The organism is Actinoplanes sp. NPDC000266, from assembly GCF_042899005.1.
Taxonomy (GTDB): Bacteria; Actinomycetota; Actinomycetes; order Mycobacteriales; family Micromonosporaceae; genus Actinoplanes.
This window is the reverse complement of sequence record NZ_JBIAZI010000019.1, coordinates 52,740-76,797: the sequence shown is the minus strand read 5'-3', so window position 1 is coordinate 76,797 and position 24,058 is coordinate 52,740. Positions and strand designations below refer to the sequence as shown.

At 72.7% G+C, this 24,058-nt stretch carries 20 protein-coding genes; 10 read left to right on the top strand and 10 right to left on the bottom strand.

The window, feature by feature from the left end; genetic code table 11:
• Positions 1-7: 7 nt before the first annotated feature.
• Genes ACFY36_RS48185 through ACFY36_RS48175 form a run of 3 tightly spaced genes read right to left on the bottom strand, consistent with a single transcriptional unit; the run spans position 8 to position 3,203 of the window.
• Positions 8-1,192 (bottom strand): ABC transporter permease, encoded by a 1,185-nt coding sequence (locus ACFY36_RS48185; protein ID WP_499752648.1) that lies wholly within the window; start codon positions 1,190-1,192, stop codon positions 8-10.
• Positions 1,189-1,902, bottom strand: coding sequence for an ABC transporter ATP-binding protein (locus tag ACFY36_RS48180; RefSeq protein WP_499752647.1), 714 nt, complete (start codon positions 1,900-1,902; stop codon positions 1,189-1,191). Before ACFY36_RS48180 ends, ACFY36_RS48185 begins: the two co-directional genes overlap by 4 nt.
• Entirely contained in the window at positions 1,899-3,203 is a 1,305-nt protein-coding gene (locus ACFY36_RS48175; RefSeq protein ID WP_499752646.1) for an efflux RND transporter periplasmic adaptor subunit, read from the bottom strand. The genes ACFY36_RS48180 and ACFY36_RS48175 overlap by 4 nt, the downstream gene beginning before the upstream one ends.
• A 94-nt stretch (positions 3,204-3,297) precedes the next feature.
• Between ACFY36_RS48175 and ACFY36_RS48170 the strand changes: the two genes are divergently transcribed.
• Entirely contained in the window at positions 3,298-3,474 is a 177-nt protein-coding gene (locus tag ACFY36_RS48170) for a hypothetical protein (protein ID WP_499752645.1), read from the top strand.
• Positions 3,475-3,496: 22 nt separating this feature from the next.
• Here the strand turns inward: ACFY36_RS48170 and ACFY36_RS48165 are convergent, their stop codons facing one another.
• Together ACFY36_RS48165 and ACFY36_RS48160 are read right to left on the bottom strand one after the other, a co-directional pair.
• Entirely contained in the window at positions 3,497-4,240 is a 744-nt protein-coding gene (locus tag ACFY36_RS48165) for a L,D-transpeptidase family protein (RefSeq protein WP_499752644.1), read from the bottom strand.
• A 120-nt stretch (positions 4,241-4,360) separates the two neighbouring features.
• Positions 4,361-5,380, bottom strand: a complete 1,020-nt coding sequence (locus ACFY36_RS48160) for a CAP domain-containing protein (RefSeq protein ID WP_499752643.1) — start codon at positions 5,378-5,380, stop codon at positions 4,361-4,363.
• Positions 5,381-5,685: 305 nt separating this feature from the next.
• On the opposite strand from ACFY36_RS48160, the gene ACFY36_RS48155 reads away from it, so the two are divergent.
• From ACFY36_RS48155 to ACFY36_RS48120, 8 genes are all read left to right on the top strand, one after another.
• On the top strand, positions 5,686-7,305 hold the full coding sequence (locus ACFY36_RS48155) for an acyltransferase family protein (protein WP_499752642.1): 1,620 nt from the start codon (positions 5,686-5,688) through the stop codon (positions 7,303-7,305).
• A 104-nt stretch (positions 7,306-7,409) separates the two neighbouring features.
• Positions 7,410-7,904, top strand: a complete 495-nt coding sequence (locus ACFY36_RS48150; protein ID WP_499752641.1) for a chemotaxis protein CheW — start codon at positions 7,410-7,412, stop codon at positions 7,902-7,904.
• Entirely contained in the window at positions 7,901-9,265 is a 1,365-nt protein-coding gene (locus tag ACFY36_RS48145; protein ID WP_499752640.1) for a CheR family methyltransferase, read from the top strand. Before ACFY36_RS48150 ends, ACFY36_RS48145 begins: the two co-directional genes overlap by 4 nt.
• Positions 9,262-9,795, top strand: a complete 534-nt coding sequence (locus tag ACFY36_RS48140) for a chemotaxis protein CheW (protein ID WP_499752639.1) — start codon at positions 9,262-9,264, stop codon at positions 9,793-9,795. Before ACFY36_RS48145 ends, ACFY36_RS48140 begins: the two co-directional genes overlap by 4 nt.
• Positions 9,792-11,264 (top strand): methyl-accepting chemotaxis protein, encoded by a 1,473-nt coding sequence (locus ACFY36_RS48135; protein WP_499752638.1) that lies wholly within the window; start codon positions 9,792-9,794, stop codon positions 11,262-11,264. Before ACFY36_RS48140 ends, ACFY36_RS48135 begins: the two co-directional genes overlap by 4 nt.
• Complete coding sequence (locus tag ACFY36_RS48130) at positions 11,264-13,462, top strand: hybrid sensor histidine kinase/response regulator (RefSeq protein ID WP_499752637.1); 2,199 nt, start codon at positions 11,264-11,266, stop codon at positions 13,460-13,462. Before ACFY36_RS48135 ends, ACFY36_RS48130 begins: the two co-directional genes overlap by 1 nt.
• A complete protein-coding gene (gene cheB, locus ACFY36_RS48125; protein ID WP_499752636.1) occupies positions 13,459-14,532 on the top strand; it encodes a chemotaxis-specific protein-glutamate methyltransferase CheB in 1,074 nt (357 codons plus the stop codon). The genes ACFY36_RS48130 and cheB overlap by 4 nt, the downstream gene beginning before the upstream one ends.
• Positions 14,529-16,526 (top strand): response regulator, encoded by a 1,998-nt coding sequence (locus tag ACFY36_RS48120; RefSeq protein ID WP_499752635.1) that lies wholly within the window; start codon positions 14,529-14,531, stop codon positions 16,524-16,526. Before cheB ends, ACFY36_RS48120 begins: the two co-directional genes overlap by 4 nt.
• On the opposite strand, the gene ACFY36_RS48115 is transcribed toward ACFY36_RS48120, so the two are convergent.
• A complete protein-coding gene (locus tag ACFY36_RS48115; protein WP_499752634.1) occupies positions 16,489-16,917 on the bottom strand; it encodes a winged helix-turn-helix transcriptional regulator in 429 nt (142 codons plus the stop codon). The genes ACFY36_RS48120 and ACFY36_RS48115 overlap by 38 nt on opposite strands.
• A 75-nt stretch (positions 16,918-16,992) precedes the next feature.
• Between ACFY36_RS48115 and ACFY36_RS48110 the strand changes: the two genes are divergently transcribed.
• Positions 16,993-17,865: an aldo/keto reductase family oxidoreductase gene (locus ACFY36_RS48110; RefSeq protein WP_499752633.1), complete on the top strand. Its 873-nt coding sequence runs from the start codon at positions 16,993-16,995 to the stop codon at positions 17,863-17,865.
• Here the strand turns inward: ACFY36_RS48110 and ACFY36_RS48105 are convergent.
• The 4 genes from ACFY36_RS48105 to ACFY36_RS48090 are packed head-to-tail and all read right to left on the bottom strand — an operon-like array spanning position 17,849 to position 23,968.
• Entirely contained in the window at positions 17,849-20,029 is a 2,181-nt protein-coding gene (locus tag ACFY36_RS48105; protein ID WP_499752632.1) for an N-acetylmuramoyl-L-alanine amidase, read from the bottom strand. The genes ACFY36_RS48110 and ACFY36_RS48105 overlap by 17 nt on opposite strands.
• A gap of 48 nt (positions 20,030-20,077) precedes the next feature.
• Positions 20,078-20,713, bottom strand: coding sequence for a GNAT family N-acetyltransferase (locus ACFY36_RS48100; RefSeq protein ID WP_499752631.1), 636 nt, complete (start codon positions 20,711-20,713; stop codon positions 20,078-20,080).
• Positions 20,714-20,723: 10 nt separating this feature from the next.
• Entirely contained in the window at positions 20,724-23,216 is a 2,493-nt protein-coding gene (locus ACFY36_RS48095; protein WP_499752630.1) for an FtsX-like permease family protein, read from the bottom strand.
• Positions 23,213-23,968 carry an ABC transporter ATP-binding protein gene (locus tag ACFY36_RS48090; RefSeq protein ID WP_499752629.1) on the bottom strand — a complete coding sequence of 252 codons (756 nt, stop codon included), beginning with the start codon at positions 23,966-23,968 and terminating at the stop codon, positions 23,213-23,215. Before ACFY36_RS48090 ends, ACFY36_RS48095 begins: the two co-directional genes overlap by 4 nt.
• Positions 23,969-24,058: the final 90 nt, after the last annotated feature.

The following is a 24,058-nucleotide window of genomic DNA, read 5'->3' as shown; positions in this document are numbered from 1 at the left end:
CGCCCGGTCACTCTGTGCGCAACGCGACAACGGGGTCGAGCCGGCCCGCCCGCTGCGCCGGCACCACGCCGAAGATGATGCCGACCGCCGCCGACACCCCGAAGGCCAGCGCCAGCGACCACCAGGTGATCGCCGCCGGCACCGGCGACAGCCGGTCCACGACCAGGGCGGCGGAAATTCCCAAGGCCATTCCGAGTACGCCTCCGAGCGTCGTCAGAAGCACGGCCTCCAACAGGAACTGCACGCCGATGTCACGCGGCCGGGCGCCGACCGCCTTGCGCAGCCCGATCTCCTTGGTCCGCTCCCGCACCGACACCAGCATGATGTTGGAGACACCGACCCCGCCCACGAGAAGGCTGATCCCGGCGATCGCGGCCAGCACGCCGGTGAGCACGCCCAGGATGTCGCCGAGCACCCCGAGGATCTGCTCCTGGGTGACCGCGCTGAAGTCCGTCTCCGGATGCCGGTCGCTGAGCGCCGCCACGACCGCCGTCCCGAGCGCACCGATCCGCTCCCGGTCCGGCGCCCGGATGGCCAGCCCGTCGATCCGGTCGGTGCCCAGCAGCCGCTGCGCCGCCGTGACCGGCACGTGCACCTCGCTGTCCCGGTCGACGCCGAGGCTCTGCCCGAGCCGTTCGAACGTCCCGATCACCCGGAACCGCACCCCGCCGATGGTGACCTGCCGCCCGATCGGATCGCGGTCGCCGAACAGCGACGACGCCACCCCCGCACCCAGCACGGCCACCCGCCGCCCGGTCGTCACGTCCGTACGCGTCAGGTAGCTCCCCCGGTCGAGCTTGCGCACGAAGACGGTCGGCGTGGTCTCCAGCACCCCCTGCATGCTGGCGAAGGCCGACTGCGACCCGGCCCGCACGGTCTCCCCCGAGCTGATGGTCACCGCCACCCGGTCCCGGTCGCCCACCACCCGGGTCACCGCGTCCACGTCGTCCATGGTCAGCGTCGAGGCGGTGGGCGCCGCCCCCGCCTCCAGCCGCCCCGGCACGACGAGCAGCAGATTGCTGCCGAGCCCTTCGACCTGCTGCTCGATCTGCCGCTTGGTGCCGGTGCCGATGGCCACGAGGGCGACCACGGCCGCCACCCCGATGACCACCCCGAGCATGGTCAGCACGCTGCGCAGGCGGTTGGCCCGCAGCGCGTCGATGGCCACCCGCCAGGCCTCGGCCAGCCTCATGCGGCCGCCGTCCCGGCCACGATCAGGCCGTCCCTCATCACGATCTGGCGGTGGGCCCGGGCGGCGACGTCCCTGTCGTGGGTGACCAGGACGACGGCCACGCCGTCGGCGTTGAGGGACTCGAGCAGGGCCAGCACCGACTGGCCGGTGGTGGAGTCGAGGTTGCCGGTGGGCTCGTCGGCCAGCAGGACGGACGGGCCGGTGACCAGGGCCCGGGCGATCGCCACCCGCTGCTGCTCGCCGCCGGACATCTGGTTGGGCCGGTGGTCGAGCCGGTGTCCCAGGCCCACCCGTTCCAGCATCTCCGCCGCCCGGGACCGGCGTTCCCGCCGCCCCACCCCGCGATAGACCAGCGGCAGGGCCACGTTGTCCCGGGCCGTGGTCCGGGCCAGCAGGTGGAACGACTGGAAGACGAACCCGATCGTCTCGTTGCGCAGCCGGGCCATCTCGGCCGGGCTCAGCGTCGCCACGTCACGCCCGCCGATCAGCAGCGTCCCGCCGCTGGGCCGGTCGAGCCCGCCGAGCAGGTGCATCAGCGTCGACTTGCCCGAACCCGACGTCCCCACGATCGCCACGTAGTCGGTGGCCGACACGATCAACGACACCCCGCGCAGCGCCGGCACCGAGACCCCGTCCAGCTCGTAGGTCCGGCTGACGTTCTCGGCCACGATCGCCGCCGGGGCGCCGCCGGCGGAGGCGGGGGCGGTCACGGGGCCTTGTCGCCGGGCTGGATCTCGTCGGCGCCGGAGACGGCGATCCGCTGTCCGGCGTCCAGCCCGCCGGTGACCTGGACCACGTCCTCGCCCTGGACGCCCAGGGTGACCGGGACCCGCTCGTAGCGGTCGCCCTTCACGGCCCAGACGGTGTCCTTGCCGTCGACGCTGATCACGGCCGAGGCGGGGACGGTCACCGCGTCGTCGGCCTCGCGGACCTGGAGGCGGACGACCGCGCTCATCCCGGGGCGCGGGTCCGGGGCGTCCGTCCCGCCGGTCAGGTCGAGCCGGACCTTGTACGAGACGCCACCGCGGGCCGACGTTGTCGGCAAAAGGTCGATCGAGCGGACCTTCGCCTCGTAGGAGGCGCCCGGAGCGGCGTCCAGCTCCACAGCCGCGGTGGTGCCCGCCTTGACCAGCAGGACGTCCGTCTCGTCGACCTCGGCGGTCAGGCCCAGGCGGCTCACGTCGACCACGGTGATCAGGGGCGTGCCGGCCGCCACGAAAGCGCCCCGCGGCACGGCCTCGTCGACGCCGGGGAGCGCCCCACCCGATGACGCGGAGCCGGCCGGAGACGACAGAAGATCGGTGAGGGAGCTCCCGCCACTGGCCACGCCGCCCAGCTGCACCACTCCGGCCACCGGGGCCCGCACCGTGAGCGCTTCGACCGCGGCGTCGGCCAGATCGTATGCCTGCTGGGCCTGCAGCCGCTGGGCCGACGAGAGGGAGCTGACCGCCTCACCGAGCGACGCCACGCCCTGCTGGACCGAGCGGAGGGCGGCCGCCGCCGCGGCCGAGGCCAGGTTGTACTGCCGGCGGGCGGTGTCGACCTGCTGCAACAGCGTCTGCCGGAGGGCGGGATCGGTGATCTGAGCGGCCGCGGCCCACGCTTGCTTGTACGCCTTTTCGGCGTCGGCGTCCGTCTGGTGACGTACCGCAAGGAAGGCCGAGGAATCACCCACCGCGACCGAACCGCCGGAACTTTGATCGAGGGCCCGTTCCGCGGAGCGGCGGCGGGCCTCCAGCTCGGGCGAGTCGATCACCGCGACCACCTGGTCCTTGGTGACCCGCTGACCGGGCTCGACGCGCAGCTCGGCGAGGGTGCCGGAGGCGGGAGCGCTGATCGTGGCGGCGGCACGGGCCGTGACGGAGCCGGGCGCCTCGACGATCTCGGCCACCGTGCCCCGGGTCGCCTCGCCGAGACCGACCCCGCTTTCGTCGTCGCCGCACGAGGCGGCCGTGGAACTGACCAGGAAGATCATCGCCGCGGCGATCACCAGGGGTCGTGAGCGGGTCACGCTCGCCACTCTATGCCGCGGCGGGAAATGAACCGTCCGGGCCGCCGGATCCGTAAAGAACGAGGCACCGCCGACCGAAGAACAAGGGGTGGAAATGATTAGCGCCGACGAGCTGACCGTCGTTCATCACGATGACACGGTGAGCCGGTTCACCGACGTGCGGTACACGCTGAGCCGCGACGGCCTCTGGCTGGTCACGGCCGGCGGCGTCGAGCGCCACTTCGGGGCCAACGAGGTGCTCACCACCCACGCGCGGAGGCGGGCCGCGTAGCGCGACCCGCCCCCGGGCGACATCAGGTGCCGGGGCGGCGGCCGAAGGTCTTGACCGTCATCCCGATCTTGCCGACGCTGTAGTACGCCTTGGCGTCGACCGGCAACAGGTTGACGCAGCCGTGCGAGCCGCGCCACTTGTCGTGGATGTACGTGGTGGTCTGGTGGAAACCCATACCACCCTTGAAGCGCTGCCAGTAGGGGAGCCAGACCTCGTACGGGTCCGACCACTCCTTGATGGTCCGCTTGTTGATCTTGAAGGTGCCGGCCGGCGTGCGGTAGCCCTTCATTCCGGTGCGGACGACGGTGAACGGCGTGATGCGCTTGCCGTTCTTCATCACCCACGCGGTCTGCCTGGTCAGGTTGACGCAGAACGTGACCCCGGTCTTGGCGGCCTTGCAGTCGGCGATCTTGGTGCCCGCCAGGCGCATGACCACGTCGTAGGTGGTCGGGCCGGCGAGACCCTGAGCCGGCTGGATGCCGTACCTCTTCTGGAACTTCTTGATGTTGGCGCAGTCGGTCGCGGACTGCTTGCCGTCGACCGACATCTTGCCGAAGCCGCCGAGCTTGTTGAGCAGGATCTCGACCGACTTCTGGTACTTACCCGTCGCGCAGCCGGCGGCTGCGGCCTTGGTCACAACGACCGCGGCCACAGGCTTGCTCACGACGGCGCCTGCTCCGGCCGGTGACAGCGCCACGGCGCCGAGACCCCCGCCGACCAGGACCGCGATAGCAGTCCCGGTGAGGCGGGCGGCCACCCGTCTCACTCCCAATGTGGTTCCTCCCCAGGAAATGTGTTCGCATATCGAAGCACAGACGTGCGACACATAGATCCCGGGGAAGCGCCGTGGCACAAAACCGGTATTCAGTTAGGTGTGCAAAAAGGACTATTTTCGCGGAGTAGCGAAGTCCTGCACCCAGTACGTGGTCCGATCGCGGTCGAGGGCGAGGCCGATGCCCATCTCGTGCAGGCCGCAGTCGAGGATGTTCTCCCGGTGCACACGGCTGTTCATCCAGCCGTCGACGACCTCCCACGCGCTGTCCGCGCCCCGCGCGATGTTCTCGCCGTAACGCTTCCAGTCGTAACCGGTGCGGCTCACCCGGTCACCGGCGCTGTCGCCGTTCGGCGAGTCGTGCTCGAAGTAGTCACGCCGGGCCATGTCGGCCGCGTGCCGGTTGGCCGCCTCGATGAGACGCCGGTCCAGCTCCAGAGGTCCGCAGCCACCCTTGCGCCGGTTCTGATTGACCAGGATCAAGACCCTTTGCTGTACGGGCGCCGCGGGGCTGCCCGAGATGTCAGCCGCCGTGACGTTGCGCCGGGCGGCGTCGAACGCGGTCGCGCCGCGCTGGGCGGCCGGACGCTGCGCCTGCTGCCGCTGGCCCTGCTGCCATTGACCCTGCTGCTGCCGCTGACCCTGCCCCTGCTGCCACTGCCGCTGGCGCTGCTCGCGCTGGGCCGCGGCCCGCTGAGCGGCCGCGCGCTGAGCCTGCTGCCGCTGCGCGGCCTGCTGGGCCGCCTGCTGCTGGGCCGCCTGCTGCTGGGCCGCCTGCTGCTGGGCCTGCCGTCGAGCGGCCTGCTGCTGAGCGTCCGGCTGCTGAGCGTCCGGCTGCTGGACCGCGAAGCCGGGCTCGTCGCCCGAATTGTCGTAATCGTCGATCGAGTTGTCGTCGTCACCTACGTTCGGGCGGTCGTCGGAGTTCCGGTAGTCGTCCGGCCCCTCGTCCACATCTGAATACCGGCTGTCATCGGAGTGATCCGCCCCGAAGAACGGCCACCCGGGGAAGGCGAACCCACCCCACCCCTGCGTGTCCGGCCTCTCGCCGGCATCCGCGGTGGTTGCCGCGACACCGCCCGCGAGCAACAGTGCCGACGCCGCCGCGCAGACGACCACTACAGGTTTCCGCATGCCCCGTTAACCCCATCGATTCCCGGGCGCCCGGCCTTCTCCGGTGCGCCGCTCGCCGGGGATCAACGTCACGACCCGGCCACGGTCACTGATCGACCGTACGGCCGTATCGCCGCACCGATCGGCCAGGATGCCTTCGACCCGCGGCGCCAGCAGGGGAAACACCTCGTTGGAGGGCAGCACGGGTGTCGCACAACCGCACAGACAATTCGGACAGTTCATTCGTACGGGGTAAGCCTGCGAGGTCGTCTTGGCAACCGGCCGGACGGTCCCGCCACAGTGGCCGGACTGGCAAGGTCTTCGCGGTGCGTAACCGATACCTGGATCTGCTTCGCGCCGCCGCCATCGTCCGGGTGATCGTCTACCACCTGTACGGCTGGCCCTGGCTCTCCGTCCTGCTCCCCGCCATGGGCGTGATGTTCGCGCTGGCCGGCTCGCTGACCGCCGCCTCCCTGGACAAGCGCCCGGGAACCAAGGTGATCACCTCCCGCCTGCGGCGCCTGCTCCCCCCGCTGTGGCTGCTGGGCCTGATCGCCGTCCCGGTCATGCTGGTGACCGGCTGGGCCGCCGAGAGCGACGGCGAGCACCCGTTCAGCGTGCCGAGCCTGCTCTTCTGGCTGTTCCCGATCGGCGACCCGCCCGGCAGCGACCAGGCCCTGGACGCGTGGGAACCGCTCTGGTACATCCGCGCCTACCTCTGGTTCGTGCTGCTCTCGCCGATCCTCTACTTTCTCTACCGCAAGGCGGGCTGGGCCGCGGTCGCGCTGCCCCTGCTGATCATGGCGGCGCTGGACGTCACGGGTTTCACGCTGCCCGAAACGGCCGACGCGGCCCTGTGGGACTTCGTCACCTACGGCGCCTGCTGGATGGCCGGCTTCGCCCACCACGACGGCCGGCTGGCCCGGCTCAAGCCGTGGATCGCGGGCCCGGTCGCGCTGGTGCTGGCGGCCGGCGCCTACTACTTCATGCGCGACGAGGGCACGTACGACCTGAACGACATCTCGGAATCGCAGGCGCTCTGGTCCCTGGCGTTCGTGCTGATCGCGCTGCGCTGGCAGCCCTCGATGACCTGGCTGTCGAAGGTGCGCCCGCTGGACCGCACGGTCACCCTGATCAACAACCGGGCCGTGACCATTTACCTGTGGCACAACATCGCGATCGCCGCGGTGTGGCCGGTGCTGACCTTCCTGGCCCTGGACGACCTGGGCGACAGCATGGGCCACGCCGGCGACCTGCTGGCGGCCTTCCTGCTGACCATCATGGCCGTGCTGGCCTTCGGCTGGGTCGAGGACCTGGCCGCGAAACGCCGCCCGCGCCTCTGGCCTTCGGGGCCGTCAGCCACCGGGTCCGACCACCCGCCCCTCGGCACCATCGCCAACCCCGCAAGCCCCACCGCCCCCGCCGGCCCCACGCTCGCCGCGCCGGCTCCCGTCCAGACCAGGGCCTCCCGGGTCAGCGGAACGGCGTCCGCGATGGCCAACCTGGGCGACGCCAAGCGCCGCCAGACGGCCGCCGCCGCGATGAGCCGCCTACCGGCCAACTGGCCACCGATCCCCCGCACCGACGACGCCACCCCGCCGCCCAGCCCCACCACAGCCCCGACCCAGCCCATGACACCGGGCCAGCCGGCAACCGGCCACGCGACAACACCAGGCCAGCCGACAACCGGCCACGCGACAACACCAGGCCAGCCGACAACCGGCCACACGACGACACCCAGCCTCCCGGCCACCGGCCACGCGCCGGCCCCTCCCCAGCCCGACGATCTCGGCTTCCCCGTGGCGGGCCGCCGCGCCGATCCGCTCAGCGGGGACGCGGAGGCCAAACCCGCCCTTCCCGCGGGCTGGGGCGCCTCGGAGGAGCCCCGGCAGTCCGGCCCCGAGGACGCCACCGAGTGGTTCCGCGGTCATCACGCCCGGGACTGAGGCCCGGCCGGCCCGGACCGCGTGGTCGTGTCGATTCCGCGCTGGGCGGCGCCGACCCGAGGAAATCTCGGAAATGACGGATGAATCACTACTAATCTGACGGAATGCGGCAGTACGGACAAGCGCCGGTGCTCTCCGAGGAGGAGGGCGCCGGAGTCCCGGCCCTCGTCTTCCGGGCCGGGCCCCTGCTCTGCGCGCTGCGGCTGGACGAAGTCATCGAGACCATGCGGCCCCTCGAGACCCGGCCCCTCGCCGGGACGCCGGCCTTCGTGCGGGGTATCAGCGTGCTGCGCGGCGTGCCCACCCCCGTGATCGACGTGTCGCGGCTGCTGGGTGGTGGGTCGGCCGAGGCCGAACGGTACATCGCCGTCAGCACCGACCGGGGCGCCGTCGCCTTCGGCACCGGGGCCGTTCTGGGCGTTCGCAACGTCGAGGCCGAGCCCTCCGGCGGGCACCCGGCCCTGCTCGGCGGGGGCAACAGCCGGCTCGTCGCCGGTGTCGGCACGCTCGGGGCCGAGCCCCTTCTGCTCCTGCAGAGCATGCGGGCCGTGCCCGACGAGGTCTGGGAAGCCGCGGCCGCCGCGGGCGTGGCGACATGATCGGGGCGGCGGAGCTCATCCGCTTCCGGGAGCTGCTGGCCCGCCGGCTCGGCTGGACCTTCGCCGACAACGACGCCGGGCACCTCACCGGGACGTTGCGGGAGCGGTCCGGCGCGCGCGGGATGAGCGCCGTGGCGTACCTCGACCGCCTCGCCGCCCGGCCCTGGCCCGAGGAGCTCACCGTCCTGGTCGAGCGGCTCAGCATCACCGAGACGTACTTCTTCCGGCACGGCGAACAGTTCCGGGCGCTGCGCGACGAAGCGCTGCCGGAGCGGGTGGCGGCACGGCAGGGGCAGCGCGTGCTGCGGATGCTCTCGGTGGCCTGTTCCTCCGGTGAGGAGGCCTACTCGCTGGCCATCACCGGGCGGATGGTGCAGCCGGCCGTCGACTGGATCATCGATGTGACCGGCATCGACGCCAACCCGGCGGTGCTGAGCCGGGCCGAGGCCGCCCGCTATTCGGCCTGGTCGCTGCGGGAGACGCCCGACGACGTACGGCGCAGATGGTTCCAGCAGGAGGAGGGCGGCTACCGGGTCGCCGACGAGGCCCGGCGGCTCGTGCGGTTCAAGCGGCACAACGTCGCCGAGCCCGACCCGGAGTTGTGGACCGCCGGGCGGTACGACGTGATCTTCTGCCGCAATCTGCTGATGTACCTGACCCCGGATGTCGTGTCGTCGCTGGTGGAGCGGATGACCACCGCCCTCGCCCCGGGCGGCTTCCTGTTCCTGGGCCACACCGATTCGCTCGGCAGCCGGGCCGACGGCCTCGATCTGCGCCAGAGCCATCAGGCGTTCTACTACTGCAAGGCCGACAAGCTCGCGCCCGAGCCGGCGCCGGCCCCGGTCGCCGCCAAACCCAGCGAACCCGTGAAGACCGGCACCGACACCTCGTACAACCAAGCCCTGGCCCTTCTCCGCGAGGAACGCTTCGCGGAAGCCCTCGACGTGATCGACGGCCAACGCGGCACCCTGCTGCACGGCATCCTGCTGGCACAGTCCGGCCGCCTGGGCGAGGCGATCACCCTGGCCCGCCGCCTGATCGAGGAGAACGGGCTCGATCCCGACGCCCACCAGCTCCTCGGCCTGTGCCTCGAAGGTGGATCGGCGGTGGCCGAGGCGATCAGCCAGTACCGCCTGGCCGCCTATCTCGATCCCGGCTTCGCCCTGCCCCGGATGCGGCTGGGGCAGCTGGCCCGGCGCCACGGTGACGAGCGGACCGCCGCCGGCGAGCTCGAACGCGCCCTCGACCTGCTGACCCAGGAGAAGGAGGAGCGGATCACTCTGTTCGGCGGTGGCTTCGGACGGCTGGCGCTGACCGTGCAGTGCCGCTCCGAACTGGACGCGTGCGGGGCTCGCCGATGAGCACGGTCGCCAGCCGCCTGGCCGAGCTGCGGGAGGATTTCGACCGCTCGTTCATCGACCCGGTCCGCCGCCACGACGACGAGCACGTCGAGCTGCTGACGATCCGGGCCGGCGGCCGCCCGTACGCCATCCGCCTCTCGCAGACCTCGGGCCTGCACCCCGACCGGCCGGTCACCCCGCTGCCGGGCCCGCAGCCGGCCCTGCTCGGCCTGGCCGGCTTCGCCGGTCAGGTGGTGCCCGTCTACGACCTCGCCGCACTGCTCGGCCACCCGGTGGCCGAGCGGCCGCGCTGGCTCGTGCTGGCCGGCGGCGACCCGCCGCTCGGCCTGGCCTTCCACGACCTCGACGGGCACGTGCGGGCCGCGAACACCGACATCGTGCGGGAGGCGGGTGACAACGCGGCCGCCGGGAGCGTCCGCGGCATGGCCGGCCTGCCCGGGGGCGTACGGCCGATCATCGACGTCCCCGCGACGCGCGCCACCGTGCACGCGCTGACCGGACACCACACCGACCAGGAGGCCGCACGATGATGGCGGGACGCACCTTCGGCACCAAGCTGGCGGCCGGTTTCGGCCTGACGCTGTTCCTGACCCTGCTGATGACCGTGACGTCGGTGGCGGCGCTGCGTTATGTGCTGCACACCAAGAACGCGGTGATCGACTCGGCGCGGGTGAACCTGGTCGGCGCCGAGGCGCTGAGCGCGCTGATGGAGTCGCGGATCGCCGACTATCGCGGCTACATGCTGTCCGGCACCGACGAATATCTGAACGCCACGAACACCGACCGGTCCAAGTTCCTGGCCCAGCTCGAGTCGTTGCGCGGCACCATCGAGAACCAGACGTCGAAGCAGATGCTGCAGAAGGTGGCCGACGCCGAGGCCATCCACGCCGGTCTGGTCTCGGGGCTGATCGCGCAGCGCGCGAAGATCACCAGCCTGACCAGCGTGGCCCAGTTCAGCGGCAACGAGGCGGTCAAGGCGGCCCGGCAGTCCGTGCAGAAGACGATCTCCGATCTGATCGCGCAGGTGCAGACCACGGTCAACGCCAAGAGCGACGACTCGTCGGAGCGGGCCATGTGGGCGATGATCTTCATCATCCTGATCGGCCTGCTGCTCATCGGCGGCGCGGCCGGCGTCGCGTGGAAGCTCAGCCGCGACCTCAAGCGCGAGGTCGGCGCGGCCGTCGGGCACATTCAGAGCTCGTCGGCCCAGCTCGAGGCGGCGGCCGCCCAGCAGGCCGCGGGCGGCCGGGACCAGGCCAGCGCGATGAGCGAGATCACCACGACCATCAGCGAGCTGCTCATCACCTCGCGGCAGATCGCCGAGAGCGCCCAGCGCGTCTCCAAGGTCGCCGAGGAGACGGCCGAGGCCGCGCGCAACGGCGACGCCACGATCGACCAGACCCGGGCCTCGATCACCGCCATTCGCACCCAGGTCGACCAGATCGTGCAGCACATGCTGGCCCTGGGCGAGAAGTCGCAGCAGATCGGCGGCGTCGTCGACCTCGTGGCGGAGCTGGCCGAGCAGACCAACATCCTGGCCATCAACGCGACCATCGAGGCCAGCGGGGCCGGCGAGTGGGGACGCCGGTTCTCGGTGGTGGCCGAGGAGATCCGCAAGCTGGCCGACCGCACCGCGGCCAGCGCCAAGGAGATCCGCGCCCTGATCGACGACGTTCGCGGCGCGGTGAACACGACCGTCATGGCAACCGAGATCGGCGCCAAGGCGGTCGACTCCGGCTCCCGGCAGTTCGACGACGCCACCAGCTCGTTCCGCCGCATCGTGGGCCTGGTCTCCACCACCAGCGACGCCACCCGCGAGATCGAGCTGTCCACCAAGCAGCAGACCACCGCGGTCGAGCAGGTCAACGTGGCCGCCTCGGACACCGCGCGGATCACCCGCGAGACCGAGGCCAGCGCCGTGCAGACCCGGCAGACCGCCACCCACCTGGCCACGCTCTCCAGCGAGCTGCTCGACCTGGTCGGCACCGGACGCCACTGATGGCCGACCGCGATCCGCTGCGCTACTTCCGGATCGAGGCCGCCGAGCTGGTCGAACAGATCAGCACGGGCGTCCTCGACCTGGACCAGCAGCCCGGCCCCGAGGTGGTGGCCCGGCTGCTGCGGTACGCGCACACCCTCAAGGGCGCGGCCCGGGTGGTCAAGCAGCCGGAGATCGCGGAACAGGCCCACGCGTTCGAGGAAGTGCTGGTCCCGCACCGCGAGGACGCCGGTTCCCTGCCGGCCGACGAGATGCGCGAGCTCCTGCGCCTCAACGACGAGATCGCCGGGAGGGTGGCCGCGCTGTCAAACCCTCCGGATGTACGCGGCGACGCCGCGCCACAGACGCCCGCGGCACCGACCGCGGCGCCTCGTGCCGATCCCGCGCCCCCGGCACCAGGACCGGATCCCGCGGCACCGGGACCGGATCCCGCGGCACCCTCCTCGCCGGACCGTGCCGCCACCGAGGGCGGACCCTCCGGCGCCGGCGTCCCACCGGATCGCGCGGCCACCGCCGAGGGCGGCGCCGCGCCCGAGCGCGCGGTCACCGCCGACCTCGACGAGCTGCTCGACGCCATCGGCGAGGCCAGCTCCCGGATCGCCCCGCTGCGCGAGGGCAGCCGCACCCTGGCCACCATCCACCGCCGGGTGGAGACGCTCGGCGACCGCCTGCGGACCGGCCGGATCGGCGGCGGCGACGCCGTCACCCGCAGCAGCGTGCAGCGCCTCGCGGGCGACCTGGGCGCCCTCGGGCGCCGCCTGATCGACGCCGTCGACCAGGTCGAACGCGAGCTCGACGAGGTACGCGGCCGGGCCGAGGGCCTGCGCCTGGTGCCGGCCGGCACCATCTTCACCGCCCTGCGCCGGGCCGTGCGCGACGCCGCCGACGCCGACGGCAAGCGGGTCCGCTTCCACGCCACCGGCGCCGAGGTGCGGATGGGCCCGCAGCTTCTCAACCAGGTCAGCGGCGCCTTCCTGCACGTCGTGCGCAACGCCGTGGTGCACGGCATCGAGCGCGAGGAGCAGCGCCTGGCCGCCGGCAAGCCGGCCGAGGGCACGGTCACCGTGCACGTCGAGCGGCGTGGCCGCTGGGCCGAGTTCCGCTGCTCCGACGACGGCCGCGGCTTCGACCTGGACGCGCTGCGCCGCACCGCCCTGGAACGGGGGCTGCTCTCCCCCGGCGCCGATCCGGACCCGCGCACGCTGATCGACCTGGTGCTGCACGGCGGTATCAGCACCTCGCCCGCGGTCACCGACGTGGCCGGGCGCGGCATCGGCATGGACGTGGCCCGCGACGTGGCCGACCAGCTCGGCGGCAGCGTCTCGATCGACAACCGTCCCGGGCTCGGCGCCACCGTGCTGCTGGTCGTGCCGCTGACCCTGCTCAGCATGAACGGCCTGCTGGTCGAGGCGGGCGAGCACACCGTCACCATGCCGCTGGACGCGGTCCGCCGGTGCGTGCGGATGTCGGCCGAGGAGATCACCGCCGCCATGGACACGGGCCGGCTCGCCCACGAGGGCCGGGTCGTGCCGTTCCTGCCGTTGTGCCGGGCCCTGCACCAGGACGCCGAGCTGACCGGCACCGGGGTGGCCATCGTGCTCAGCGCCGACGGTGAGACGGCGGCGATCGGGGTCGACCGGCTCGCCGGCACCACCACGCTGGTGGCCCGCCCGCTGCCCGACCTGGCCCCGGCCGCCCCGGTGATCGGCAGCGTCTCGATCGACCTCGACGGCAACCCCCGCCTCGTGCTCGACCCGCACGGGCTGGTCGCCGAGGCCCGCCAGGTCAGCCCCACGACCGGCGGCCCCTCCGGCGACACCGGTGGCCGGACGATGCCGATCCTGGTCGTCGACGACTCGCTGACCACCCGCATGCTCGAGCGCAGCATCCTCGAGTCGGCCGGTTACGAGGTCGACCTGGCCGCCTCCGGCGAGGAGGGACTGGAGAAGGCCCGCTCCCGCGGCTACGGGCTGATCCTGTCCGACATCGACATGCCCGGCATCGACGGCTTCGCCTTCGTGGCCGAGACGCGGGCCGATCCCGCGCTGTCCCACGTGCCGGCGATCCTGGTCAGCTCGCGGGCCACCGCCGAGGACCGCCGCCGCGGCGCCGAGGTGGGCGCGTCCGCGTACGTGGTCAAGGGCGAGTTCAACCAGGAAGAGCTCCTCTCGCACATCCGGAGGCTGATCCTGCGATGATCCGTGTCCTGCTCGTCGAGGATTCCGCGACCATGCGCCACCACCTGCGCGAGTCGCTCGCCGCCGACCCGGAGCTCCAGGTCGTCGGCGAGGCGACCGACGGCGGCGACGCGGTCGCCATGGTCGCCCGGCTGCGGCCGGACGTGGTGACCATGGACATGATGCTGCCGACGATGAGCGGCCTGGTCGCCACCGAGCACATCATGGCCGAGCATCCGACGCCGATCCTGGTCGTCTCGTCGGCCGACCGGCAGGAGATGTTCAGCACCTACAACGCGCTGGCGGCGGGCGCGGTCGACGTGATGGAGAAGCCGCGGGGCGACGACAGCGACGCCGACTGGGGCCGGCGGCTGTGCCAGTCGGTGCGGCTGGTCTCGCGCATCCGCGTGATCACCCATCCCCGGGCCCGCCTCGACGGCCGTCCCAGGAGCGTCCCGCACCGCGAGGCCGCGCCCGTCCCGGCCCCGGCCGCGCCGATCGCCGAGACCTTCCGCGCGGTGGCCCTGGGCGCCTCCACCGGCGGTCCGGGCGCGCTCACCGAGCTGCTGCGGGCGCTGCCGGTGGGCTTCCGGCCGCCGGTGCTCTGTGTGCAGCACATCGCGGCCAGCGAGCCGTTCGCGGTGGCGTTCTCCGACTGGCTGGCCGGGCAGACCGGCCGCGACGTGGCGTACGCCCGGGACGGCACGCCGATCGGCGCGGTCACCGGCCGGGTCGTGCTCGCCCCGCCCGACCGGCACCTGTTCGTGCGCGACGGCCTGCTGCGGCTCAGCGACGCCCCGCCCCGGCACTCGTGCCGGCCCTCGGTGGACGTGCTGTTCGAGTCGGTGGCGGCCGAGTTCGGCGCGGCGGCGGCCGGTTGCCTGCTGACCGGGATGGGCCGCGACGGCGCCGAAGGCCTGCTGCGGATGCGCTCACGGGGCGCGACCACCTTCGCCCAGGACGAGGCGAGCTGCGTGGTGTACGGCATGCCGCGCGAGGCGGCCCTGCTCGGCGCGGCCGCCTACGTCATGTCACCGGCGCGGATAGCGGCCCGCCTCGCGGAGCTGCAACCCACCGGGGGCCGGCGATGACCCGGCAGGTGCTGATCGTCGACGACAGCCTCACCGTGCGGATGGACCTGCACGACGCGTTCAACGCGGACGGGTTCGCCACCATCCTGTGCGCCACCGGGGCCGAGGCCCGGGCCGCGTTCGTCGCCGCCGAGTTCGACGTGGCCGTGCTCGACGTGATGCTGCCCGACGCCGACGGCCTGGAGCTGCTGACCGAGCTGCGCGGCATGCCGAGCCGGGCCGGCGTGGTGACGGTGCTGCTGTCCAGTGAGGACGAGGTGGCCGACCGGCTGGCCGGGCTGCGGACCGGCGCGGACGAATACGTCGGCAAGCCGTACGACGCCGGTTACGTGGTCGCCCGCACCCGGCAGCTGCTGGGCGACGGGCCGGCCCGGGCCGACGACCGCACGACGATCCTGGTCATCGACGACAGCATGACCTTTCGCGAGCAGCTGCGGGAACTGCTGGAGGGCGAGGGCTACGCGGTGCTGACCGCGCCCAGCGGCGAGGACGGCCTGCGCACGGCGGCCGACCGCCGCCCGCAGGCGATCATCGTGGACGGGGTGATGCCCGGCATCGACGGGGCCACGGTGATCCGCCGGGTGCGCCTGGACCCGGCGCTGCGCGACATCCCCTGCATCCTGATGACCGCGGCCGACGACTACGCCACCGAGTTGCAGATGCTCGACGCCGGCGCCGACGCGTTCGTCCGCAAGCAGCAGAACCTGGCGATCGTGCCGGCCAAGCTCAACGCGGTGCTGCGGCAGAGCTCCGAGCAGCTGCCGATCGAGGTGACCGGCAGCCTGCACGGGCCGAGCAAGGTGCTGGCGCTGACCCCGGACAAGGAGCGGCTGTCCGATCTGGCCCACGCGCTGCGGGCCGACGGCTACGACGTGGTGCCGGTCGCCGGCACCGAGGACGCCCTCGACCTGCTGGCCGAGCAGCCGGTCGACTGCATCGTGCTCGGCATGGGGCTGTCCGGCGACCTCGGGCGCGACGCGTGCCGGCGCATCAAGGAGGTGCCGGTGATCGGCGAGACGCCGGTCGTCATGACCGGCGCCACCGACGAGGACATGCTCGAATGCCTGGCCGCGGGTGCCGACGACTACGTACGGACGGAGTCCGGCGCCGAGGCGTTGCGGGCCCATGTCCGTACACAGATCCGCCGTAAGCAGTCGCACGACGAGAGCCGCCGCATCCGCGAGGAGCTGATGCGCCGCGAGCTGGACGCGGCCGAGGAGCGCTCGGCCCGGCAGCTCGCCGAGACCCGGGCCGCCCTGGTCGAGGAGCTGGAGTGGCGCAACCGCGAGCTGGAGGCGTTCTCCGGCTCGGTCTCGCACGACCTGCGCGGCCCGCTCCAGGTGATCAGCAGTTTCGCCGAGCACATGCTCGACGACGAGGACGACCCGCTCAGCGAGGAGGCCCGCCGGCGCCTGGGCCGCATCCAGGCGGCCGCGCTGCGGATGGCCGACCTGGTCGAGTCGCTGCTGATCCTGGCCCGGGCCAGCCGCGGCGACCTGCGCCGGGAGCAGTTCGACATGACCGCTACGACGTGGTCGGTGATTTCAGAGGTGGAGGCCCGCGACCCGGGCCGGTCGGTCGGCTTCACCGTGCACGACGCCATGACCGCCGACGCCGACGAGGGCCTGGTCCGGGTCATCCTGGAGAACCTGATCAACAACGCGGTCAAGTTCACCCGCAAGGTCGAGCACCCGGCCATCGAGGTGGGCCGCACCCCGGAGGGCTTCTACGTCCGGGACAACGGGGCCGGCTTCCCGGCCGGCAAGGCGGGCGAGCTGTTCCGCCCGTTCGCCCGGCTGCACAAGGCCGAGGACTTCCCCGGCACCGGCATCGGCCTGACCACCGTGCACCGGGCGGTGGAGCGCCACGGCGGCGAGATCTGGGCCGAGGGCGAGGACGGCCGCGGCGCCACGTTCTGGTTCACCCTGCCCCCGTCACCCACGCCCGACCCGCCGGCTACGGAGCGCCGGAGCCAGCCGCGGCGTCACGGTTAGCCGCCACCTCGTCCATGTGGGTCTCGGCCCAGCGCTTGAGCGAGCGCATCGTCTCGTGCAGGGACAGGCCAAGATCGGTCAGCTCGTACGACACGGTGACCGGGACCGTGGGAACCACGGTGCGGCTGACCAGGCCGTCGTGTTCGAGCGACCGCAGCGTCTGGGTGAGCATCTTCTGGCTGACCCCGGCCAGCAGCCGGGCCAGCTCCGAGTAGCGCATCGCCCGCGGCGGCCCGGCGCAGTCCGGCCCGCTGCCGAGCGCGCTCAGAATCAGCGTCACCCACTTGCCGGAGACCCGCTCGAGCAGCTTCTGGCTCGGGCACACGGCCAGGTACGCGTTGTACTCGGCCTTGGCCGCGGCCCTCTTCTGCGCCGCCGTCGTCGTCGCCATGCCCACCCTCCGGTGCCCAACGCACCCTGAGGTGCCTACTTCCCGATAGAGAGTTACCAGCTCAGAGTAGAGGGCATGTCAATCACTTCCCTTCCCGGCGGCACCTGGCAGCTCGGGGATCTGACCGTCACCCGCTTCGGCTACGGCGCCATGCAGCTCGCCGGCCCATGGGTGTTGGGCCCGCCGGCCGACCACGACGGGGCGCTGGCCGTGCTGCGCGAGGCCGTGTCGCTCGGCATCACCCACATCGACACCAGCAACGCCTACGGCCCCGGGGTCACCAATCGGCTGATCCGGGAGGCGCTGCATCCGTACCCGTCTTCGCTGCACGTCGTCACCAAAGTCGGCGCCGACCGCGACGCCCAGGGCGGCTGGCCGCCAGCGCGCGATCCGGAGAGCCTGCGCCGGCAGGTCCACGACAACCTGGACAGCCTCGGCCTGGAGACGCTCGACCTGGTCAACCTGCGGCTCGGCGACGCACAGGGCCCTCAGCCCGGCTCCCTCGCCGAGGCCTTCGCCACGCTCGCCGAGCTCCAGCGGCAGGGCCTGATCCGGCACCTCGGCGTGAGCAACGCGACCGCCGGGCAGGTCGCCGAGGCGCGGTCCATCGCCCCGATCGTGTGCGTGCAGAACGCGTACAACCTCGCCCACCGGCACGACGACGAGCTGATCGACGCCCTCGCCGCCGACGGCATCGCCTACGTGCCGTTCTTCCCGCTCGGCGGCTTCAGCCCGCTCCAGTCGGACGCTCTGTCGGCCGTGGCCACCCGGCTGGGCTCGACACCGATGTCGGTCGCCCTGGCCTGGCTGCTGCGGCGCTCGCCCAACATCCTGCTCATCCCGGGCACGTCGTCCGTGGCCCACCTGCGCGAAAACGCCGCCGGCGCCGCCCTCGAACTTTCCGAGGACGACGCCGCCGAGCTGGAGAAGATCAGTTCGCGTACGTGAGACCGTCCGCGATGACCTGCGGGCGCCCGGCCGTGCCGGCGACCACGATCGAGATCGTGTGCACCTTGGCCGGCATGTTGCGGACGTACATCGTCTGGCGGTACGCCGTCGTGGTGGCCTTGGTGTCGAGCGTGGCCACCTTGGCCCCGTCCACGTAGACGTAGACGACGCCGGTCAGCTTGGTGCGGGCGAAGGTCAGGGCGGCCGAGCGCCCGTTGAACGTCCACGACAGCTTCGCGTTCTTGGCGCTCGCGGCGAGTGCCTTGCCGCCCAGGTAGGCCGCGCCGGCCCGGGCGCTCCAGGCGCCGGTCCTGCCGGCCGAGGTCTCCGGAACCTGGGTGATCTTGCGGGTCACGGCGGCGGCCCGGCTGTTGCCGCTGAGGTCACGGGCGGTGATCGTGTACGTCAGCGCGACGTTCGGCCGGACCGCCGTGTTCCAGGCCGTGGCCGTGGTGGCCAGCGTCGCCGACCCGGGCGAGGTCGTCTTGCCGGCCTGCCCGGACACCTTGACGTTGTCGGCCGAGCGCCAGACCACCGACACCGGGACCGAGGTCGCCGAGTAGGTGCCGGTGCGCAGCATCACCGACGGCGGGCCGGGAAAGGTCGGCGGCGCGACGTCGGAGACGACCTTCACGGCCGCGGTGGTGTCGTAGATGTTGCTGGCGTGCACGGCCCGGACCGCGATGGTGTGGGTTCCGGGGGTGACGGCCACGGTGGCCGTGCGCACGGTGCCGGCCACGGTCGCGACCACGGCGCCGTCCCGCAGGATGTTGAACCGGTTGACGTTGCCGCCGGCCAGGGTCCAGTTCACGGTGGCGGTGTTCTTCACGTACGTGACGCCGGCCGAGACCGTACCGGCCACGTTCTTGAGCGCCAGGCCCTGCAGCGCGGCCTTGCCGCGGATGTAGCCGAGCAGCGGGTACATCATGGCGCCGGGGCACTCGGTCAGATAGCCGGAGCTGGCCGTGCTGGTGGGCACCTTCTCGCCGTCCTTGTGGCCGGAGACGCGCGGGAAGGTCACCGTGGAGCCCTTGGGCCAGATGCGGCCGTCCACGCCCTCGATCATGTCGGCCGTGGTCGCCGGGTCGAAGCCGTACGCGGTGAGCCGGGCCGCCGCGAGCTGCGAGATCTTGTTGAGCGCGTTGTCGTAGGGCCGGACCGACGTGTAGTCGCCGAGCAGGGCCACACCGGCCGAGGCCGTGTTGAAGCCGACCGTGTGGGCGCCGATGACGGCCTTGGTCGCGCTGCCCTTGCGGCCCTCGTAGAGCGTGCCGCACTTGTCGACGATGAAGTTGTAGCCGATGTCGTCGAAGCCCTCGGCGATGTCGGCGGCCATGATGCTGCGGATGATCTTCGGCGAGTTGGCGCAGGTCTCGTTGTTGCCGAAGCCGCTGTGGTGCACCCAGACCATCTTGACGCCCTCGGTGGCGACCTCGGCCGGCGCCTTCACGGTCGACTCGTCGGCGCCCCACTGAGCGCGGGTGACCATCGCCGGCATGGCCGCCTTGGCCCCGACGGGGTTGGCGGTGGCGGCCGGCGTGGCCGAGGGCTCGGCCAGCATGCCGCCGCCGGCGCCGCCGGTCTGCGGGGCGTCCGGGTCGATCAGGTTGAGCCGCAACCCGGCCGGCAGGCCGGTCGCGGACGCGCCCTGGATGCGGGCGGCCACGCCGTCGGACGGCCCGGCCCACAGCGGCTCGGTGCGCCCGCGCGCGCGGGCCGCCTCGGACGGCCGGTCGGCCGCGGCCTCGGCCACTTCCAGGGACTCCCAGCCGCTCCAGGCGCCGGTGGCCGAGCTGCGGGTGCGCACCTCGACCGTGCCCTTGGGCGCGGCCTTGGGGTCGGCCCAGCTCACGGTGACCATGCTGAACTTCTTGGTGGCCTGCTGCGGCAGATCGACCTGCCCCGGCGAGGAGGCCGCGAGCTGCACCTTGTTCACGGCCGTGCGCACCGGCGCGTTGGGCAGCACCGGGGCCTGCGTGGGCTCGGCCGTCGCCACGACCTTCGCCGCCGCGGCGTCCGCGGCCGCCGCCGTCGCTGTCGCCGCCGGCTCGTCGAAGGCGAGCACCGGCGCCGCCTTGTCCGGCCACGTCAGCGCGGCGATGCCACCGCCCGCGGCCAGCACCGCCACCGCGGCCCCGATCGAAATTGCCACCTTGCGTTCCACGCGATCCCCCGTCGATCTGCAATTAGCGGCGTGAGAGTACCGAATCGGTCAAACCGCGGCCATCCCGAACCAGGGGCGGCAGGGATCGAAGCCCTCGACCGTGACCTCGGCGCCGGGCCAGCGGTCGGCCGTGAGGCGGAAGTGCCGCAGCTCGACGACGTCGCCCGTGGTGTCGACGATGCGGCTGGTGCCGTTGTCGGCGTACCCCAAATGTCTCGAGACCCCGAGCGACGCCGCGTTGGACGTCGTCGCCGAGCTGATCGCCGCGACGGCGCCCAGGCTTCCGAAGGCGAAGCCGAGGACGGCCGTGCGCATGGCGACGCCGACGCCGCGCCCCCGGACCTCGGGCACCAGCCATGACGCGGTGTCCACGGTGCGCAGCGCCGGGAAGTTCTCGCCCTCCAGGGTCTGCACCCCGGCCGGCCGGCCGCCGTACGACACGGCGAAGTGCAGCACCCAGGACGCCGGATCCCAGGTGCCGTAGGCCTTCCAGTAGCTCTGGCGGAACAGCCGCCGCTCGTTCTCGGCGAAGCTCTGCCCGGGCCACATGGGCAGGCGCGGATCGTGCCCGACGTCGCCGGGCAGCACGGCGGAGAGCTCCGGCAGGTCCTCCTCGCGCATCGGCCGCAGCACGACGTCGCGGTGGACCAGCCGGAGCCCGAACAGCGGCCAGGTGTTATCCATGCACCGCTTTCTACTCCGTTCCGAGCGCCGCCACGGGACTGACCTTCGCCGCCCTGCGCGCCGGCAGCACCCCGGCCAGCGCCGTCAGCGCGACCAGCACCACGAAGACGATCGCGAGCTGACCGGCCGGCACGGTCAGCGGCGCGTTCACGCCGAGCGCCTTGACGGCCAGCATGGCGTACGGGACACCGAGCACGAGCCCGATCGCCGCGCCGATCACGCCGTACAGCGCCGACTCGGTCGTCAGCATGGCCCGCAGGCCGCCCTGCGACAGGCCGACCGCGCGCAGCACCCCGGACTCGCGGACCCGTTCGACGACCGACAGCGCCGTCGTCGTCCCGACGCCGACCACCGCGATGGCCACGGTGAGCCCGACCAGCGCCAGCGCGATCACCAGCAGCAGGGTGAGCTGGCTGTCGATCTGGTCGCGCTGGTCGGCCAGCACGTCGACGCTGAACGTCCCGCCGGTGGCGGCCTCGTCGATCGCCCGTTTGCCGTCGGCCCGGCCCTTCTCGCCGCTCACGGCCTGGTCCATCAGGACGCCGTTGTACGTGGCGCCGGCCCCGAGCCTGGTCAGGTCGGCCGGGTCGAGCACCACGGCCGAGCCCAGCGGGCCCGAGTCGGGCAGCTGCGCCACGATCGTGAACGTGCCCGTGTGCTTCCCGGCGTGCATCGTGATCTTGTCACCGACGTGCAGCCCGGTCGTGTCGGTGGTGAAGCCGGAGATGATCGCCTTGCCCGGCCCGAGATCGCCCACCGAGCCGGCCGCCACGTCGAGCTGGCTCAGCCGCGGCACCGCGCTCCACGACAGGTCGGTCACGTTCAGCCCGTCGACCTCACCGATCTTCACCGGGATCCGGCGGTACGGCGCGACGTGCGTGAGCTCCTTGCTGGCCCGCAGCCGCTCGACCAGCGAGGCCGGCACCGGCGACTCGTCGGTGCCGCTCAGCTCGTAGTCGGCCGGGGCCGACCCGGCCGACTCCCGGTCGGCCAGCACCCGGATCGACGCGCCGCCGACCAGTGTCCCGGCGATCAGGGTGACGCCGAGCGCGACCACGACCGAGACCGCGGCGGCCCGGCGCGGCGCCGCTCCTACGCCACCGGCGGCCAGCCGGCCGACCGGCCCGGAGCGGCGGATCGGTGCACCCAGCAGGGCCAGCACCGGCCGCACGATAACCGGACCGAGCGCGACCAGCGCGAAGAAGGCGAGAGCACCGGAGCCGACGACGGCGAACAGGTTGGTCGACGGGTCGTAGTTCTCCGGGTCGCGGCCCGGAAGACCGTTCACCACGTACGCGGCCAGCAGGCCCGCCCCGGCCGCCAGCACCAGGCCGATGACCCAGCGCGGGGCGCCGATGTCGCGCCGCGCCCCGGTCGTGCCCGAGCTGCGCAGGGCCTCCAGCGGCGACACCCGGGCCGCCGAGGCGGCCGGGGCCAGCACGGCCAGGACGGTGATCAGGACGGCCAGCGCGACAGTGGCCAGCGCCCACAGCACCGGGAAGCCGGGCGAGTCGATGTGCGGGCCGAACCACCCCGCCACCACCGGCACGAGATGTCCCGCACCGAGCGCCAGCAGCACCCCGGCCACGCCGGTGACCAGGCCGGTCAGCGCGCCCTCGGCGGCCAGCGACCGGGTGATCGAGCCACGGCCGGCGCCGACCGCCCGCAGCAGGGCCAGCTGGCGCATCCGCTGGGCGAACATGATGCGGAACGTCGAGGTGGCGACCAGGCCGGCCGCGACCACGGCGATCGCGACGAACATGGCGATCACCGCGAAGACCGCGTTGATGTCGGACGCCTTCTGCTCGGCCTCCTCGAAGCGCACGTCGGCGCCCGTGGCCACCTCGGCCCCGGTGGCCAGCGCGGCGACCCGGTCCCGGACGTCGCCGGCGCCCGGCGCGTAGCGGATGTCGACCTGGTTGACGAACTGCGCGCCGCTCATCGCGACCACGGCGGCCGTCGGGGCGTACGCCTGGAAACCGAAATCGTCGCGGGCCTGGACCAGGCCGACCACCGTGACCCGCGTCGGCGCGAGGGGTTTGCCGTCCTCGGTGTAGCGCAGCTGCACCTTGGCCGAGCTGCCCAGCTTCAGGCCCATCCGCTCCACCGTGCGCGGGGTGACGGCGATCTCGCCGGCCTTGCCCGGATAGCGGCCCTGGGTGATCGAGGCGACGGCCAGCGGCCCGCTGCCCGGATCACCGGTGATCTGCAGATAGTCGCCGTTGACCTCGCCGCCGGTGTCGACCCGGGCGACCGCCTCGGCCACGCCGGGCACCTTCGCGATCGCGGCCGCCTTCGCGGTGGTGATCTCGCCGTTGCGCACGACCAGGTCGACCGCCTCGGGCGTGCCGCTCAGGCCGTTGAGCACGCTGCGCTCGGTGATCTGCTGGGCCAGCACCGACGCGTAGACGACGAAGGAGACGACCAGGACGGCCAGGCCGGTCAGCAGCAGCCGGGCCGGGCGGCGGAGCACGCCGCGCATCTGGGTGCGGAGCACGCTCATCGGGCGGCCGCCAGAGACTGCAGCGCGTCGGTGACGCTGGCCGTGTCCGGGCGGTCGATCTCGCCGGCCACCCGGCCGTCGGCCAGCAGCACGACCCGGTCGGCGTAGGCGGCCGCGCCCGGGTCGTGGGTGACCATGACGATCGTCTGGCCGAGCTCGCGCACCGAGTTGCGCAGGAAGAGCAGCACCTCGGCGCCGGAACGGGAGTCGAGGTTGCCGGTCGGCTCGTCGGCGAAGACCACCTCGGGGCGCGAGACCAGCGCCCGGGCCAGCGCGACCCGCTGCTGCTGGCCGCCGGAGAGCTCGCCCGGCCGGTGGTCGAGACGGGCGACGATGCCGAGCGTCTCGGTCAGGTGCGTGTAGAGGTGGTGGTCGGGCTTGCGCCCGGCCAGCTCCAGCGGCAGCGTGATGTTCTGCGCGGCGGTGAGCTGCGGCAACAGGTTGAACGCCTGGAAGACGAAGCCGATCCGCTCGCGGCGCACCTTCGTCAGCACCTTGTCGGACTGCTTGGTCAGGTCGGTGCCGCCGAGCAGGGCCTGCCCGCTGGTGGCGGTGTCGAGGCCGGCCAGGCAGTGCATGAGGGTCGACTTGCCGGAACCGGACGGCCCCATGATCGCGGTGAACTGAGCGCGGGCGAACCCGACGGTCACGCCGTCCAGGGCCCGTACGGCGGTGTCGCCGCTGCCGTAGACCTTGGTCAGGTCGACGGCGGCGACGGCCGCCATCGTGTCTTGGAGTACGGGCGTCTGCATGGAATCTCCACGTGGCGTCGTGACGTTGTTGACGCCGGAAATGCTGGCGTTAGCCGGTGGCCCGGCACATCGGCCCGTGGCCGGGGATCC

Excerpts from the sequence above, each read along its gene's own strand:
- ACFY36_RS48090 (WP_499752629.1), bottom strand. The coding sequence starts at position 23,968 with ATGCAGACGCCCGTACTCCAAGACACGATGGCGGCCGTCGCCGCCGTC.
- ACFY36_RS48135 (WP_499752638.1), top strand. The coding sequence starts at position 9,792 with ATGATGGCGGGACGCACCTTCGGCACCAAGCTGGCGGCCGGTTTCGGC.
- ACFY36_RS48120 (WP_499752635.1), top strand. The coding sequence starts at position 14,529 with ATGACCCGGCAGGTGCTGATCGTCGACGACAGCCTCACCGTGCGGATG.
- cheB (WP_499752636.1), top strand. The coding sequence starts at position 13,459 with ATGATCCGTGTCCTGCTCGTCGAGGATTCCGCGACCATGCGCCACCAC.
- ACFY36_RS48145 (WP_499752640.1), top strand. The coding sequence starts at position 7,901 with ATGATCGGGGCGGCGGAGCTCATCCGCTTCCGGGAGCTGCTGGCCCGC.
- ACFY36_RS48185 (WP_499752648.1), bottom strand. The coding sequence starts at position 1,192 with ATGAGGCTGGCCGAGGCCTGGCGGGTGGCCATCGACGCGCTGCGGGCC.
- ACFY36_RS48160 (WP_499752643.1), bottom strand. The coding sequence starts at position 5,380 with ATGCGGAAACCTGTAGTGGTCGTCTGCGCGGCGGCGTCGGCACTGTTG.
- ACFY36_RS48110 (WP_499752633.1), top strand. The coding sequence starts at position 16,993 with ATGTCAATCACTTCCCTTCCCGGCGGCACCTGGCAGCTCGGGGATCTG.
- ACFY36_RS48130 (WP_499752637.1), top strand. The coding sequence starts at position 11,264 with ATGGCCGACCGCGATCCGCTGCGCTACTTCCGGATCGAGGCCGCCGAG.
- ACFY36_RS48100 (WP_499752631.1), bottom strand. The coding sequence starts at position 20,713 with ATGGATAACACCTGGCCGCTGTTCGGGCTCCGGCTGGTCCACCGCGAC.
- ACFY36_RS48095 (WP_499752630.1), bottom strand. The coding sequence starts at position 23,216 with ATGAGCGTGCTCCGCACCCAGATGCGCGGCGTGCTCCGCCGCCCGGCC.
- ACFY36_RS48150 (WP_499752641.1), top strand. The coding sequence starts at position 7,410 with ATGCGGCAGTACGGACAAGCGCCGGTGCTCTCCGAGGAGGAGGGCGCC.
- ACFY36_RS48140 (WP_499752639.1), top strand. The coding sequence starts at position 9,262 with ATGAGCACGGTCGCCAGCCGCCTGGCCGAGCTGCGGGAGGATTTCGAC.
- ACFY36_RS48115 (WP_499752634.1), bottom strand. The coding sequence starts at position 16,917 with ATGGCGACGACGACGGCGGCGCAGAAGAGGGCCGCGGCCAAGGCCGAG.
- ACFY36_RS48170 (WP_499752645.1), top strand. The coding sequence starts at position 3,298 with ATGATTAGCGCCGACGAGCTGACCGTCGTTCATCACGATGACACGGTG.